Origin of the sequence: Clostridium sp. Marseille-Q2269, from assembly GCF_943736985.1 — a bacterium.
In the GTDB taxonomy this organism is placed as follows: domain Bacteria; phylum Bacillota; class Clostridia; order Clostridiales; family Clostridiaceae; genus Clostridium_F.
Genome location: NZ_CALSFS010000010.1, coordinates 101,534 through 119,121, shown reverse-complemented (window position 1 = coordinate 119,121; position 17,588 = coordinate 101,534). Strand labels below are relative to the sequence as shown.

Here is a 17,588-nt window from a genome sequence, read left to right as displayed (position 1 = left end):
TTTCTGTAAGCAGAAATTTATGTTTTATTAAAAAATAATAAAATACAGACATATTAACATTATGAAAAGGAGATGACAGTATGAGTTTTACAGTATTAGGTATTACAGCAGGAAGAAAGGATTCAAATTCGGAAATTTTATTGAAAGAGGCATTACTTGCATGTGAAGAACAAGGTGCACATGTAAGGATGATTAATTTAAGAGATTATAATATCATGGAATGTTCAGGTTGTACAGCTTGCACACAGGGGATGATTAATGGGAAAAATGTTGGATGTACACTAAGTAAAAAAGATGATAAAGAAGAAATCATGAAAGTAATGTTAAATGTAGATGCCTTAATTGTATCAGCGCCTACATATGATTTAACGGCAACAGCCACATATTTAAAATTTATGCATAGAAATTTAGCATATGAGTCAGCATTTTTAGAATTAATTGGAGCAATTGAACATAAAGATAGAGTTGCTGGATTAATTTCAGTTGGTGGTTCTACTCGTTCATGGCAATCAATGGCTTTAGAAAGTATACAAGCTACCTGTTTTACAAATGATTTTAAAGTAGTAGACATGTATTTAGCAACTAGAGTACCAGCACCAAAACAATGCTTATTACATGATGACATGATTCAGCGTGCTCATAAAATGGGAGAAAACATTATGAAATCATTAAATACTCCAGCTAAAGAAAGAGCATGGATGGGAGAAGAGAATATGGGATGGTGCCCACATTGCCATTCTAATGCGTTAATTTTGGGAGAAATGCAATGGGATGGTGTACGTTTCCCAGTTGAATGTCAAGTATGTGGTGCAGGTGGAAATTTAGAAAAGACAGAAGATGGCAAGTGGAAGTTTGTGATTCAGGAAGATGGTTTAAGTCGTGATCGTACATCTGTAGAGGGAAGAGAAAAGCATTTAAGAGAAATTGAGCATACACAAGGTGGATTTTATACAGAAGAAAATTTAGCTATTGTTAAAGAAAAGTTTGCTAAATATAAAGAATTAAAATTTCCAGGTATCGAAATAAAAAAATAAAATCATAGTATTATAATTATCTATTTGAATTTTAAAACATACCATATAGGTTTACTTAAAAAACTTATATAGCATGCTTTAAATTATAGTATAAATATTAGGGGTGTATTTTTTATGAAGAAGTATAAGCATGTATTTGAACCTATAATAATTAAAGGTGTAGAATTTAAAAATAGAATTGAAGTAGCACCAATGGTACCTTGTATGGCCACACCAGAAGGATGGATTACAAAGGAACTTATAGAATTTTATAAAACTTTTGCAAGGGGAAGTGCAGCAATAGTTACAGTAGGAGATTCTGCTGTGAACTGGGAACATGCTATGGATCATGAAGGACAAATTAATTTAGGTAATGATAATGTTAAGATGGGACTAGATCATTTAGCAGATGAAGTACAAAAATTTGGAGCATTAATTTCTATAGAACTAAATCATGGAGGACGGTTTGCTAATTCAATAAATCTAGCATCTAAAGGATTAAAACCAGTAAGCTCCACTTCAAAACCAGCAGAAATTGATGAATATTTTTCAAAATTGCAAGGAAAGACTCCAGGAGAAGTTGAGGAAATGGATATTTCATTGATAAATAAAACTATTCAAGATTATGCAGATGCTGCTGGTAGATGCAAAGATAGTGGCTTTAAAATGGTAATGATTCATGGAGCTCATGGCATGCTTCCGGCACAGTTTTTATCTCCTTATGTAAATAAACGCACAGACAGATATGGGGGAAGTTTTCAAAATAGAGCACGGTTCTGTATTGAATTATTAGATGCTGTGCGCAGAAGAGTTGGTGAAAATTTTATTATAGAATATAGAATTAGTGCAGATGAACTGGTTCATGGTGGCATGAAAACTGAGGAAGTAATTGAATTTGTAAAATTAATAAAAGATAAGATTGATATTCTACATGTTTCCGCTGGTATGCTTCCTAACCAATTTACAATTCAATATATGATTCAACCTATGTATATACCGTATATGTTAAATATACATTTTGCGGAAGAAATTAAGAAAGCAGTTGGTAGCGATATATATGTAACTGCAGTTGGTTCGGTAATGACTTTAGATAATGCAGAAGAAATATTATCAAGAGGATTAGTTGATTTTGTAGCAATGGCAAGACCTTTTGTAGCAGATCCTCAGTTTATGAGGAAAACTGTTCTTGGAAAAACAGATGATATACGACCATGCTTACGTTGTAATACATGTTGTGGTCGTTCAGCTTTTTTTAAAAAGACTAGATGTGCAGTTAATCCAATAAATGGACGTGAAATAGATTATCCTAATGGTAAAATTCCAAAGGCAGATAGTAAGAAAAAGGTAGTAATAGTTGGAGGTGGACCAGCTGGAATGCAAGCTGCACTTACTGCTATTGAAAGAGGACATGAAGTTGTTCTTTTTGAAAAAGAAGATAAATTAGGTGGTAGTTTAAATTATGCTATAGATCTTGAATTTAAAAAAGATCTAAGAAATTACTTAAAGTGGATAGTTAATCAAACTTTAAAGAGTAAAGCAACAGTAAAGTTAAATACAGAAGCTACAGAGAAAACTATAAAATTAGAAAATCCAGATGCATTAATTTTAGCTGTTGGTGCAACACCACTTATTCCTAATATTCCAGGAATTCATAAGGGTCATGTTCATTGGTCAGGTGATGCAGATTGTGGAAAAGTAGAGGTTGGACAAAGCGTTATAATAATTGGTGGTGGACTGACAGGTGCAGAATCAGCAGTTAGTCTAGCTATGAAAGGCAAAGAAGTTACTTTAATAGAAATGCAAGGTTCAGAGGCTTTACTTAATGGAGCTTCATTAATTAATAGATTTTCCCTAGAATCTTTACTAAAAAAACATGGAGTTAAAGTTGTAACTAATACTAAATTGGAAGAAATTACCGAAAAAGGCATCAAGACAATTAATTCTAAGTTTCAATGGAAGGAATATGAGGCTGATACAGTTCTATTAGCTTTAGGAATGAAAAGGCGTAGGAAAACTATAGATACACTGAGACATACAATTCCAGAAACAGAAGTTTATGTAATTGGAGATGGCAAAGAAATAGGTAATGTATATAGTGCAGTTCATGCAGGATTTAATATGGCAATAGAAATTTGATATTTATTTACATATTATTGACAAACTGTTTTATAAGTATTTACTGTGTTAATATAATTAATCCTAAAATAATTAAGATTTTGCAGTTTGAAATAATTATAGAATATTATAATTATTAAAATCAATGAACAAACAATATATGTAAAAATAAATAATGGGGGAATAAGTATGTCATATATAAAAGAGTTAGAAGATTATGAAAAGAATATTAGCTATTCTAAATATTATTATATGGAAATGGCAAAACAGCCAAAAGATTCACTAGAAAAAATCATGGAAGGACCAATAAAATCACAGGAAGCACTAACTATAGAAAATAAGGATGAATTATTAAACATAGGATACCTTGATGCTGAAGTAGGTTATTGTGTAATGGATAATGGTACTGGATTTGTTTCTAATATTATAAAAATGCCCAAAGTTACTAAAGAAATGTTTGATTGGTGGTTTGCTTGGCATGGATTAGAACCATTAAGATATAAAATATGGAATAGAGAAGATCATTTTGGAATTAAAACTACAAAACGGGAAAGGCTATTGAATAAAAACATTCCTATGGAAGAAAGAATATGGGGAGTCACTCACACTGTTGATGAGGATACAGGATTTGGATCAAGGACTATTTATATAAACTTTATGTCTCCAGAAGATATGGGATTTGATATGAAACTTTTAAAACAATCTAATGTTTTGTCAATAGTTTCAGGAAATGGGGATGATGCAGTTATGTGTCATTCAATAAGATCAGTAGAACATGGAATAGAACTTCGTTCAAGATTTTGGATTGGATATAATATTGTAGATAAAAAACCAGTTAAGATTTTACCAGAAGGTGATAAGGTGCCATTAGAAGTAGCAAAGAGGTTGCTTCTTCATAATATTAAAGAATATAGCAACTTAGCAAAAATATTACCTTCTGTTTATGAAGAAGAAAAGCACAAGGAATAAATTTTAAAATAATATGAAAAAATAAAATTAAATCTATTTTGAAAATATAACATAAAATTTTATACTGTTTTAAAATATGTTTTATAATACACTGAATAACTAGATATTAGTATTGGAATACTAATATCTAGTTATTTTAATTTGCTAAATATTAAGTAATTTTTTAAAAAGTTATATTTATCATGAAAATTATGAATTGATTTAATTAAAATACATTTGAGTTCTCATTAAAACTCCCTTAATAAATTTTCCGCAATATATGCGGAAAATTGTTGAATTGCATTGTCATAGTACATGACTTATAATTACAAGTACAAGAGAGGTGAGATGAATTTGAGTTATGATGCGCGCAAAAAGAAAATAATAAGTGAATTTATAGAATGTAATGGGCCCATTACAGGAGAGTATTTATCAAAAGTAGTTGGAGTATCTTCAAGGACTATACGGAATGATATAAAACTATTAAATAAGGAATTAAAGACAGAAGAAATAGAAATTACATCTACACCTAGAATTGGATATAGTGTTAATCCATATAATAACAACACTTTCAAAGTATTAAAAAAATATACTGAAGGGACAAAAGACAATATAGCAATACTTCCAGAAGACAGAGTTTTTTATATAATAAAAAGACTTTTAGATACTAGCAAATTTATAACTTTGGAACAATTGTCCAATGAGTTATATGTAAGTAAATCAACTGTGGACAACGATATTGATAAAGTTGAGAAGTGGGTTAAAAAGAATAATTTAGAATTAATTAAAAGACCTAATTATGGCATAAAAATACATGGGGATGAAATGCAGTTTAGATATTCTATATCAGATTACTTTATGAGTATTTGTGATACAAAATATATAGAAGATATTTTAAATATGAATGTTGATAAAATAAGAAATATTATACTGGATATGGACGAAATAACTTCGTTAAAGTTATCTGATGTTGCTTTTAATAATTTAATAATACACATTGCAATAGCAATTAAAAGAATTAAAGAAGGAAAAGATATTAGCTTACCTCCAACTGAAATTACAAATCTAAAGGGTAAAAAAGAATATGAAATGGCAGAGAAAATTGTAAATACTTTAGAAAAAGAGTTTTGTATCAGTATACCCCATGGAGAGAAAGCATATATCACAATACATTTACTTGGAATTAAAGCATTAAAAGATGAAGAGCTTAATATGGAAGAACTAGAAGCTGTTATAGGAAGTAATTTACTTAAAATTATATATGACATGTTAACAAAATTAGAGGAAGTATACAAAATTAATTTTTCAAAAGACGAAAAATTAATTTATGGATTAGTTTTACATTTAAAGCCTGCCGTTAATAGAGTGAAGTATAATATGAATTTAAGAAATCCATTATTAAATGAAATAAAAGAAGAATATCCTCGTGCCTTTGAAATGGGTGTTGTTGCTAGCAAAGTATTAGAGCATAATATTAATCTAAAGATTAATGAAGATGAAATAGGATATATAGCAATGCATATAGGAGCTTCTCTTGAAAGAAAAAAGGATATAGGGAAAAAAACAATTAAAAAGGTAGCTATAATTTGCTCTACAGGGATAGGTACAGCACAGTTATTAGCTTCTAAAATAAGAAATACATTTCCTAATATTATTATAACGGGTATACATCCATCTTATAAAATTGAAGAAGTATTATTAAAAAAACCGGACTTAATATTAAGTACTATACCTATTAAGGTTAATAATGTTCCTGTTATATATGTTAGTTCTTTATTAGGGAAAAAAGATTTACAAAAAATAAGAGATGTTATAGAAGACTCAGAAAAAGTAAGTGAAAAAATTAAATTGTATGATTTGTTCCACAAGGATTTATATATTAAAGGAATAAAAACTAAGGATAAGTTTGAAGTCATAAAAATATTAAGTAAATTACTAAACGATAAAAATTGTGTTACAGAAGAATTTTTACAATCAGTTATAGAAAGAGAACAAATATCATCCACATCTATTAGTAATTTAGTAGCTATACCTCATGCATTGTTTGAAAACGTTATTGATTCAAAGATTGCTATAGGGATATTAGAGAAACCTATTCAATGGGGTGAGAATATGGTTCAAATTGTACTTTTATTAGCCCTTGAAAAAATGACAGATGAAGATTTTACAAATATATTTGATACACTTTTTTCAATATTAGATGATAAAAAAGGAGTATTGGAATTAGTAAAGGCAGATTGTTTTGAAAACTTTATGAAACTTATTAAATCTAAGAGGTGATATAATGAATTTTAATGATATGATAAATATAAATTTAATTAAAGTTTCTTTAAAGGGAAACACAAAAGAAGAAGCTATAAAAGAACTTTCAGAACTTTTATATGAAAATGATAAGATTACAAATGTAAAGCTTTTTGTAAATGATGTATTAGAAAGAGAAAGTCAAATGTCTACGGCTTTTGAAGATGGTGTAGTAATGCCACATGCTAAATCAAGCAATGTAAAACAAGCTTCCATTGCTATAGGGATAAGTAAAAAAGGTATAGATTGTAACTCTTTAGATGGAGAGAAATCTAAAGTATTCTTTTTAATAGCTATGCCAGATAATTCTAGTGATTTACATGTAAAAACATTGTCTGAAATAACTTCAAGATTACTTGATGCTTCATTTAAACAAGCTTTGTTGAAAGCTAACAGTGCAAAGGAAGTTCTTAATCTTTTTAAAGAAGAGGAAAAAGAGTCTAATGAAAAGAAGAAAGATGGAAGATTTTTAATAGGTGTTACAGGTTGTCCTGTAGGTATTGCTCATACTTATCTTGCAGCAAAGGCTTTAAAGAAATATGCAGATGAAGTTGGAGTGGATATAAAAGTAGAAACAAATGGGTCTGTAGGAGTTGAAAATGTACCTACAAAAGCTGAAATTGATAAAGCTGAGGCTATTATTGTAGCTTGTGATAAGCAAGTTGAATTAGATAGATTTAATGGAAAAAAAGTTATATTTGTAAATGTAAAAGAAGCTATAGATAGACCTAAGGAACTTATAGATGAGGCTTTAAATGGTAATATACCTATATACGCATCTAATAATAAAAAAACATCTTCAAATAGTTCTTCAAAAGAAAAAACAGGACTATATAAATATTTGATGAATGGTGTTTCATATATGATACCATTCGTAGTAATAGGAGGATTATTAATTGCAATCTCTCTTGCTGTAGGTGGTAAGCCTACTCCAAATGGTCTTCAGATACCGAAAGATAGTTTTTGGAACCAAATACTTAATGTTGGTACAGTAGGATTTAAACTTATGATACCTATACTTGCTGGTTATATTTCTTATGGAATTGGAGACAGAGCGGCATTAGCACCAGGTATGATAGGCGGATGGATAGCTAATGATGGTTCTTTTTATCATGCAGCTTCAGGTACTGGGTTTATAGGAGCTATTATAGCAGGAATTATTGCTGGATATCTTGTTAAATGGATTAAATCATGGAAATTCCCTAAGATGATGGAGCCTTTAGTTCCAATTATGATAATACCTATTCTTGGTTCATTAACTATATCTGCAATATTTATATTAGTTATAGGTGCACCAATAGCTTCATTAATGGATTCTTTAGTTAGAATGCTACAATCTCTATCTTCAGGAAGTCTTGTTGTTATTGGTATTGTTATAGGTTTGATGCAAGGATTTGATATGGGCGGACCTTTTGGTAAAGTAGCATTTATGTTTAGTGTAGGGTTAATTGCTAATGGACAAACTCAATTCATGGGAGCACAAGCTTGTGCTATTCCAGTAGCACCAATTGGTATGGCAATAGCAACTTTCATAGGTAAAAAAATGAAGTTGTTTAATGAAGAAGAAGTAGCTAATGGTAAAGCAGCTTTAGCAATGGGACTTGTTGGTATTTCAGAAGGGGCTATACCTTTTGCAGCTAGTGATCCTTTAGCTATAATACCTTCTAATATGTTAGGTAGTGTAGTAGCGTGCGTTTTAGGTTTTTTATTCGGAATTAGAAATAACGTAGCTCATGGTGGCCCAATAGTTGTATTATTTGGAGCTATAAATAAACCATTATTAGCATTGTTAGCAATGTTGGCAGGTTCTCTTGTAACTGGATTTGCAACAATATTTATGAAAAAATTACTCAATAAAAGAAGAAAAAAATCTATCTCAGCAGCATAATATAAAACAGCAATCTAATAAAAATTAGGTTGCTGTTTTTATATGGTTATATAATGATTTAATATTAACGTTATAAGTTATAACGTAATTTAAATTTATAATTATTAAAAAATCAAAGTAATTTTTAACAAAATTATAAATAATATAACTATTCCATAGTTCATTTAAATTTAACTTGACTCATATGAAAATAAGATATAAAATTAACTTGTAATTACAATTCATAATTATTGAAATTCAATGATTTATATATAAATGATATAATAAAGTATACGGCTTTATAAAACTTGTAATTATAAGTATATCATAATATGATAAATATTTAGGAGGGTGTATTTATGGTAATAAGAGAATTAAGAAAAAATGACACCAATGTAGCAGTAGCACCAAAAGAACCTTTATATATGAATGAATTAGAACAATTAAAAACTATGCTAGAGTATACAAGAGTACACAGCAAATATACAGATGAAGAAAAATTAAAAAGAGAAATAGAGTGTTTAAAAGTACTTTTCCCAAAAGTGTTTAGACCAATGTATGAAGATGATTTAATTTTAGGTAGATTAGATGCATTACTAATTGGTTTTGGAAGTGTTACATCTGTTGGAGGACCAGGGCATTATTGTAGATTAGAAAAATTAGATTCATTACTTGAAAAGCTTGGAGATAAGTATAAAAAAGATATTGATTATTTAAAAGAATATTGGAAAGAAAATGATACAAGAGAGGTTTTTTATAGAGAACGACTAAAAGAAAACGTATTAGGGCGTTTTGTTGATGTATTATTTCCAGCAATTATTACTGCACGTTTTAGTGGTATGTATTTAAATTATAATTTATTACTTGAAAATGGAATAAATGGATTAAAAGATTTGATAAATTCAAAAAGAAAAATAAATCCTAATTCAACAGAAGAATATCAGGTTATGATTGAAGCATTAGAGCTTTTGCAAAATGTAGTTACGCATCACATAAGAGAGGTTGAAGTTAAGCTTCAAAAAGAAAGTCTTTCTCCTAAAAGAAAAAATCAAATGGAGAAGTTGTTAAAAGCTCTTAAAACAATTGAAAATGATAAACCAAATTCTTTTATTTCTGCAATGCAACTAGCTTGGTTATATTCATCAGTATCCGGTGTAGTTAATTATGGTAGAATGGATGACTATTTAGGAGATTATTTAGTTCATGATTTGGAAAATAAAATAATTACAGAAGAAGAAGCAATTGAATATATAGAGTCTCAATGGAGATTGATAGAAGTTAAAAGAACAAATGTAAATGGTAGGGTTATTGTTGGAGGCAGAGGAAGAAGAAATCCTAAAAATGCAGATGTTTTTTGCAGACTAGCTATAGAAGCTACAAAAAGAGCAAAATTAGTAGAACCACAATTTACATTAAGAATTTATAAAGGAATGGATCCTGCAATATATGATATAGCTCTTAATTCTATAGGTGAAGGAACAACTTATCCTATTATTTATAATGATGATGTAAATGTTCCTGCTGTTATGAAAACAATGCATGTAGATGAAAGAACAGCAGAACAATATGTTCCTTTTGGTTGTGGAGAATTTGTACTTTCAGGCCAAGGAGTAGGTACACCAAATGCATGCATTAATTTATTGAAAGCTTTAACAATATTTATACATGATGGTGTGGATCAGTGGAATTATAAATATAAATATGGTGAACTTAAATTAAAGAAAATGGAGCACATTAAAAGTTTTGATGAATTCTTCAACGAATATAAAAAGCTATTAACATACTATATTGAATTAACAGCAGAAGCTCATGCACATTCCTATAAGGTTATGAATAGAAAGGTAGGATTTATATATACTAGTATTTTAATAGATGATTGTATAGGTAGAGGTAAAATGGTTTTAAATGGTGGTGTAAAACATCTAGGTGGTACAAATGAAATGTATGGTAATATGAGTACTGCAGATTCATTAGCAGCAATTAAAAAATTAGTATTTGATGATAAAAAATACACATTAACTGAAATTCAAGAAATACTATCAAAAGATTTTGATGGATTTGAAGATGTTCAAGAAGAAATGAAAGAGTGCCCTAAATTTGGAAATGATGATGACTATGTAGATTCATTAGCAGTGGAACTTCATGAATTTACTTGTAATGAAGTAGCTAAACAAGCTCCTAAAGTTGGATTGGATAGTTGGCTAGTAGTTGTAATAAATAATCAAGTTAATACAGAATGGGGGAGAGCTACAGCATCATCACCAGATGGAAGAATAGCTGGTTTATATATGAGTAATGCTAATAATCCACAAAGTGGAGCTGATATAAATGGCCCAACTGCAATGTTAAACTCATTAGCTAAAATAAGAGCAGATATTCATGGAGGAAGTGTACAAAATATTAAATTTTCTAAAAAAATGTTTAATAAAGAAAAAGATAAAATAAAGATTCTATTTTCTACCTACTTTAAAAAAGGCGGACCCCAATTAATGATAAATGTTGTAGGAAAAGAAGAATTAGAAGCAGCATATAAAAATCCAGAAGCATATAAAAACTTGACAGTTCGTGTAGGTGGCTTTAGTGCAAGATTTGTTAATTTGGAAGATGATGTTCAAAGAGAAATTATGGCAAGAACCTGTAATGATTAAAAGGAAGGGAAGTAAGTGTCAATGAGTAAAAAAGGAATATTATTTGATATACAACGCTTTTCTGTTAATGATGGTCCAGGAATAAGAACAACCCTATTTTTTAAGGGTTGTTCTTTAAGATGTAAATGGTGTCATAATCCAGAATCTATTTCTCCTAAAATACAATTTAATTACAATCCTAAGAAATGTATTTTATGTGGCAAATGTGTTAAATATGTAAAAGGTGATGGCATAGAAATAATAAATAATGAATTAAAAATAGATTTTTCAAAGCATGATGAAAATTTTGATTTAATAGAAGTTTGTCCAATGAAAGCTTATAGTAAGTATGGAAAGAAATATACAACTGAGGAATTAATTAATATTATTATGAAAGATAAAGATTATTATGATAATTCTAAAGGTGGAGTTACCTTTAGTGGAGGGGAAGCTCTTAACCAAATAGATTTTATTTGTGAACTGGGCCATAAATTAAAAGAACTAAGTATTAATATTTGTTTAGATATTAGTGGATATGATATTAATAATAATATAGAAAAAACAATAGATTTTGTAGATGAATATTTGTTAGATTATAAGTTAACAGATAAAGAAAGATACAAAGAATATGTTGGAAGAGAATTTGATTTTTATAAGATAATAGAATTATTAAATAATAATAATAAAATTATAACCTTAAGATGTCCTATAATTCCAGGTGTAAATGATACAGAAGAACATTTTAAAGCTATTTCTTGTATTTCAAATAAATATAAAAATATCAAGCAAGTAGACATTTTACCATATCATAATTTAATAAAAGTTAATAGATTTAAATATGTAAATCAACAGACTAAGTTTCAAATTCCTTCAGAAGAAAATAAAATTAAGTGGAAAAAAATTTTAAAAGAAAATGGATTAAAAAATGGTATAATTGAAAATGAAAAGATTTAAAACTTTATATACTACAGTTGCATAAAGGAAGGATATAAATGACTACCAAAAAAGATTATGTATACGGTGAATTAAAGAAATTAATATTAAATGAAGAATTTAAAGAAGGAGAATTGTTAATTTCTGAAAATGAGATATGTAAAAGATATAACGTATCTAGAGAGCCTGTAAGAAGGGCTTTAAAAAAGTTAATAGAAAAAGGATATGTTAATTCTAAACAAGGAAAAGGATATTATATAAATCCTAGAGAATTTTATTTAAATACTACTATTGCATCTTTAAGTGTTGAAAGTAAAGCAAAACATTCTACAATTGTGTTAGAGTTTAAAACAATTTTAAATCATATTGGAGAGAAGTTTAATTCAAAATATTTACACACATATAAACGAATAATTAAAACAGAAGATAATGTGATTTATGAAGAGGGATATGTACCTTATGATTTATTTGAAAATTTTAATGTAAAAAAATGTGAAGGCAGCATTTTAAGCTATTTTCAAGATGAGATGAAATATGCATTAACACATGATAGAAAAGAATTAAAAAGTGTACTAATAGAGGATGAACATATAATAAACCAATATACCCCTAAAAAGGTTACACATTCTATCCAAACTACACATAATTTATATTCTAACAATGTACTAATTCAAATAAGTAAACAGATTAAGTATAATTCAGATGTAACAATTATATCCACTTAACATTAAAGTTTTTAATTATGTAGTTTGAATTTTTTATTTGTAAACAACTCATAATTTGTTATAGTAAAAAATGTTGAATAACATTTTTATAAATATGTAATATAGGAAGTGATTTTTTGATAAGATTTGGAGTAGTAGGAACTAGTTGGATAACAGAAGAATTTATAAGATGTGCTGAGTTAGTAGAAGATTTTCAGTTAACTGCAATATATTCTAGAACAGAAGAAAAAGCAAAGGAATTCGGGAGTAAATATTCAATAAGTAAAATTTTTACGGATATTAACAAGATGGCGGAAAGTAATTGTATAGATGCAGTATATATAGCCAGTCCCAATTCTTTTCATGCCTCTCAAGCTAAAATATTTTTAGAAAATAAAAAACATGTTATGTGTGAAAAACCTATAACATCTAATTTGAGACAGTTGGAGGAAATAATAAATATAGCTAAAGAAAATAAAGTAGCATTAATGGAAGGAATGAAATCTTCTTTTTTACCAAACTTTTATGTTATAAAAAATAATCTACATAAGATAGGTAAAATAAGAAGATACTTTAGCAGCTATTGTCAATACTCTTCAAGATATGATAAATATAAGGGTGGAGAGAATCCAAACACATTTAATCCTAAATTTTCTAATGGATCCCTTATGGATATAGGTATTTATTGCATTTATCCGTTAGTACATCTTTTTGGAGAACCTAAAGAAGTATGCGCAACAGGTGTTTTATTAGAATCTGGAGTTGATGGAGAAGGAAGTTTAATTTTAAATTATGAAGATATGGATGCTGTAATAATGCATTCTAAAATAGCTAATTCTTCTATACCGAGTGAAATACAAGGTGAGAATGGTAATATGATTATAGATAAGATACACACTCCAGAAAATATAAAAATTTCATATAAAAATGGTGAAGTAGAAGATATTACAATATCTCAATCAAAGGATACAATGTATTATGAAGCAAAAGAATTTGTAGAAATTATTAAATCAGGAAAATTAGAGTCAAGTATAAATTCTTATAGTACTTCAAAAATTGTAATGAGAATATTACAAAAAGCTAGAAAGCAGATGGGCGTAGTATTTCCATCAGATTTATAGATTTTATAATTAAAAGAAAAGTTTATATATTATATGTTTTTTATACAGATATAAGATATTTACCCTAGTATGTAGAAAAAAATAGTTTTATTTATACAATAAACCATTACATTTAGATGAATAGTAATATATAATTTTTTTAAGAAACTACAAATAATTTTAAAATATAAAATTAAGAATAGGAGTATGATTATGTATCCATTAAAATTTGAGAATTTATATTATGAAAAAATATGGGGTGGACGCCATTTAGAATTATTTAGAGATAATTTACCTAAGGGAAATATTGGAGAAAGTTGGGATGTAGCTTGTCATGAAAATGGTATGAGTATTGTATCTAATGGTATCTTTAAGGGAAAAACTTTAAAGCAGGTTATAGAAGAATATAAAGATGAATTATTAGGAACAAAAATAGATAAAGAAAAATTTCCACTTTTAGTTAAGCTTATAAATGCTAATGAGCCTTTATCTGTTCAAGTGCATCCTGAAAATGAATATGCAAGAAAAGTAGAGGGTGAATTAGGAAAAACAGAAGTATGGTATGTAGTAGATGCATTTGAAGGTGCAAATCTTGTGGTAGGGACAAAAGAAGGAGTAACAAAGCAAGATATAAAAGATGCACTTGAATCAGGAGATGTTGAAAAACATTTAAATAAAGTTCAAGTAAAAAAAGGTGACGTATATTTTGTAAAAAGTGGCCTTATCCATGCTATTGGAGAAGGTGTGGTAATAGCAGAAATTCAACAAAATAGTGATACCACATACAGAGTCTACGATTATAATAGAGGACGAGAAATTCATGTAAAGAAGGCACTAGATGTAATTAACTTACAATTAAGCTCAAATAAAAGAAAAGGCTTAAAAGTTATAGAAAGTGGATACGAAAAAACTTATTTATGCTTGTGTGAAGAATTTTCATTAGAACTTTATGATATTTTAGAGGAAGCAGTGGAATGTAGCGACAAAGAAAGATTTTTTATATTTACTTGTGTTGAAGGTGAAGGAATAATAACAAGTGGTGACAATAAAGAACAAATTAAGAAAGGTGACAGTTTCTTAGTTCCAGCTTATTTAGGTGAATACACTTTAAAGGGAAACATGAAACTTTTGAAAAGTTATGTACCTGATATAAATAAAATAAAAAATGAAATATTAAAAGAAGTTGAATAAAAAAAGCACTGTCTTAATTAATATTGAGGCAGTGTTTTTGTATTACATAAATTCTACTTTAACTAACTTCACCCATAATAATTTATACTTTTTACTTATAACAAATTATATTATTTTAAAAAAAGCTATGTATATATGAATTTTATAACTCACTTTTATTATTGTAATTTTATATGAATTCTGTGTACAGTTTTATATAGATAAAAGAAAAATATGGTACAATTGATTAATAATATGATTGAAAATGCAAGTACGTATATTATTTACTAGATAACATTAATGAAGATAATTTGAAAGAAAGAGAGAAGTTATGATTAAATATTATTTTATATTATTGAATTTATTAGGATTTTTGTCTATGTATATAGATAAAGAAAAAGCTAAGGCAAATAAATGGAGGATCAAGGAGAATACTTTATTGTTCATATGTATATTGGGAGGAAGTATAGGATCTTATATAGGCATGAAAACATTTAGGCATAAGACAAAACATATTAAATTTAAATATGGTATTCCATTTATAATTTTAGTTCAGCTAATTGTAGTGTTATATTTAAATAAATTATATTAATTGTTTTTTTAGAGAAGGGGTTATATTTTGTGTACATCATATATAAACAAAATAAATATAATAAAAGGAGATATTACAAAGGAAAATGTAGATGCTATTGTTAATGCTGCTAATAGCGGCTTACTAGGTGGGGGTGGTGTAGATGGTGCCATCCATAGAGCAGAAGGAGAAAATATACTTAAAGAATGTAAAAAAATTGTAGATAAAATAGGATCTTTAAGTACAGGAGAAGCAGTAATAACTTCAGGAGGAAATCTTAAAGCTAAATATGTTATTCATACTGTAGGTCCTATATGGCATGGAGGGCATAATAATGAAGAAGCTCTTTTATTTAATTGTTATAAAAATAGTGTAAAATTAGCTTGTGAAAATAATATTAAAACTGTGGCTTTCCCTAATATTAGCACAGGTGTTTATGAATACCCTAAAGATTTAGCGGCAAAGGTTGCTTATAATGCTGTAAAGGAAAGCTTAATAGAATATAAAAATATAGAGAAAGTTATGTTTGTGTGTTTTGATGAATATAATTATAAGCTATATTTGGATTTATTGATGAGAGATAGAATGCAAATTAAATAGTATAAATTATGCTTTTGTTTTCATATATTAAGATTTAAAATAATATTATGGTAATAAAAAATATTAAAAGATATTAATTGTTAGCAATTTCAAAACTAAGTATAAGAAAGAGGGTGAAATTATGTATGATATAACCATCATAGGTGCAGGAGTAGTTGGATCAGCTATTGCTAGGGAACTATCAAAATATGATTTTAAAATATGTCTTATAGAAAAGGAAGAAGATGTTGGAACAGGGGCTTCAAAAGCAAATAGTGGCATTGTTCATGGTGGATATGTAGCTAAATATGGAACTTTAAAAGGACAGTTATGCATAAAAGGAAACAGTATGTATAGAGAACTTGAAAAAGAGCTTAATTTTGGATATAGAAATACAGGTGCACTAGTAATAGGTTTTGACAAAGAAGATGAAAATAGAATAAAGAAATTATATGAAAATGGAATTAAAGTAGGATGTAATGATCTTGAAATAATATATGAAAATGAAATAAAAAAATTAGAACCCCATATAAATCAAGATGTTAAAGTAGCATTATACGATAAAAGTGTTGGTGTAGCATCCCCTTATGAGATGACTATAGCTTTCACTGAAAATGCTATAAAAAATGGTGTAGATTTAAAACTAGAAACAAAAGTATTAGATATAGTTAAGAAAAATAAAGATTTTATAATAAGGACCAATAACGGTGAAATAGAAAGTAAATATATTATAAATGCTGCTGGCTTGTATAGTGATAAGGTAGCAAACATGTTAGGAATGGATGATTTTAAAATATTACCAAGAAGAGGACAATATGTACTTTCTACAAAAGATCAAGGATATCTTGTAAACAAGGTTATATTTCAAGTACCAAATGAAAAAGGTAAAGGAATATTAGTTACTACTACTTATCATGGAAACTTTATGATAGGCCCTGATGCACAGGATGTAGATAATAAAGAAGATATAGGAACAGATATAGAAAGCATAGAGTATATAATAAAAACAGCTAGAAAATCTATACCAGATTTTGATGTGAGAAAATCTTTAACTACTTTTGCAGGCATAAGAGCAATTAGTAGTACAGGAGATTTTGTAATAGGAGAAAGTAAAATTAAAGGGTTTATAAATGCAGCAGGTATAGATTCACCAGGACTTACATCATCACCAGCTATAGCAGAAAAAATAGTTGAAATTCTTAAAGAATCTGGATTAAAATTTATAAAAGATAAAGATTTTAATCCCTATAGGAAAGCTATAATCGTTAAAAAGGACAAAACATTTAAAGGAAAAATAGATGATGAGGATCCTAAAAAGAACATAATATGTAGATGTGAAAAGGTAACAGAAGCAGAAATAATAGATGCTATAAAAAGAGGAATACCAATAAAATCTACAGATGCTATAAAAAGGCGTACTAGAGCAGGTATGGGATTTTGTCAAGGTAATTTCTGTAGGAAAAGGGTAAAAGCTATAATAGCAAGAGAAGTAGGTATACCAATAGAATATATTACCATAAGAGGAAAAAATTCAGTAAAGATGTCTGAAAGAGTGAGTATTAAGACTATAAGAGAAATTTAATGGGTATCAGACATATTTAATAATAGAGTTTTAAAGTTTTAAAATATAACTACGATATAGTTAAATTGTGATACAAAT

At 28.1% G+C, this 17,588-nt stretch carries 13 protein-coding genes; all 13 read left to right on the top strand.

Annotated elements, in window-relative coordinates; genetic code table 11:
• The first annotated feature begins 80 nt into the window (after nucleotides 1-80).
• Complete coding sequence (locus tag NGI68_RS12195; protein ID WP_251861748.1) at nucleotides 81-1,034, top strand: flavodoxin family protein; 954 nt, start codon at nucleotides 81-83, stop codon at nucleotides 1,032-1,034.
• 114 nt (nucleotides 1,035-1,148) lie between these two features.
• Nucleotides 1,149-3,149, top strand: a complete 2,001-nt coding sequence (locus NGI68_RS12190; RefSeq protein ID WP_251861747.1) for an oxidoreductase — start codon at nucleotides 1,149-1,151, stop codon at nucleotides 3,147-3,149.
• Between the two features lie 168 nt (nucleotides 3,150-3,317).
• Entirely contained in the window at nucleotides 3,318-4,097 is a 780-nt protein-coding gene (locus NGI68_RS12185; RefSeq protein ID WP_251861746.1) for a DAPG hydrolase family protein, read from the top strand.
• A 333-nt stretch (nucleotides 4,098-4,430) separates the two neighbouring features.
• Nucleotides 4,431-6,356 (top strand): BglG family transcription antiterminator, encoded by a 1,926-nt coding sequence (locus NGI68_RS12180; RefSeq protein WP_251861745.1) that lies wholly within the window; start codon nucleotides 4,431-4,433, stop codon nucleotides 6,354-6,356.
• A 4-nt stretch (nucleotides 6,357-6,360) separates the two neighbouring features.
• Complete coding sequence (locus NGI68_RS12175) at nucleotides 6,361-8,265, top strand: PTS fructose transporter subunit IIABC (RefSeq protein WP_251861744.1); 1,905 nt, start codon at nucleotides 6,361-6,363, stop codon at nucleotides 8,263-8,265.
• A gap of 338 nt (nucleotides 8,266-8,603) precedes the next feature.
• Nucleotides 8,604-10,892 carry a pyruvate formate lyase family protein gene (locus NGI68_RS12170; protein ID WP_251861743.1) on the top strand — a complete coding sequence of 763 codons (2,289 nt, stop codon included), beginning with the start codon at nucleotides 8,604-8,606 and terminating at the stop codon, nucleotides 10,890-10,892.
• Nucleotides 10,893-10,913: 21 nt separating this feature from the next.
• Nucleotides 10,914-11,825, top strand: a complete 912-nt coding sequence (locus tag NGI68_RS12165) for a glycyl-radical enzyme activating protein (RefSeq protein WP_251861742.1) — start codon at nucleotides 10,914-10,916, stop codon at nucleotides 11,823-11,825.
• A 38-nt stretch (nucleotides 11,826-11,863) separates the two neighbouring features.
• A complete protein-coding gene (locus tag NGI68_RS12160) occupies nucleotides 11,864-12,529 on the top strand; it encodes a GntR family transcriptional regulator (RefSeq protein ID WP_251861741.1) in 666 nt (221 codons plus the stop codon).
• Between the two features lie 116 nt (nucleotides 12,530-12,645).
• Nucleotides 12,646-13,629: a Gfo/Idh/MocA family protein gene (locus tag NGI68_RS12155; RefSeq protein ID WP_251861740.1), complete on the top strand. Its 984-nt coding sequence runs from the start codon at nucleotides 12,646-12,648 to the stop codon at nucleotides 13,627-13,629.
• 192 nt (nucleotides 13,630-13,821) lie between these two features.
• Nucleotides 13,822-14,799 carry a mannose-6-phosphate isomerase, class I gene (manA, locus tag NGI68_RS12150; RefSeq protein WP_251861739.1) on the top strand — a complete coding sequence of 326 codons (978 nt, stop codon included), beginning with the start codon at nucleotides 13,822-13,824 and terminating at the stop codon, nucleotides 14,797-14,799.
• A gap of 310 nt (nucleotides 14,800-15,109) precedes the next feature.
• Complete coding sequence (locus NGI68_RS12145) at nucleotides 15,110-15,370, top strand: DUF1294 domain-containing protein (protein WP_251861738.1); 261 nt, start codon at nucleotides 15,110-15,112, stop codon at nucleotides 15,368-15,370.
• 27 nt (nucleotides 15,371-15,397) lie between these two features.
• A complete protein-coding gene (locus tag NGI68_RS12140; RefSeq protein WP_251861737.1) occupies nucleotides 15,398-15,949 on the top strand; it encodes an ADP-ribose-binding protein in 552 nt (183 codons plus the stop codon).
• Nucleotides 15,950-16,070: 121 nt separating this feature from the next.
• Nucleotides 16,071-17,510 (top strand): NAD(P)/FAD-dependent oxidoreductase, encoded by a 1,440-nt coding sequence (locus NGI68_RS12135; RefSeq protein ID WP_251861736.1) that lies wholly within the window; start codon nucleotides 16,071-16,073, stop codon nucleotides 17,508-17,510.
• Nucleotides 17,511-17,588 lie beyond the last annotated feature (78 nt).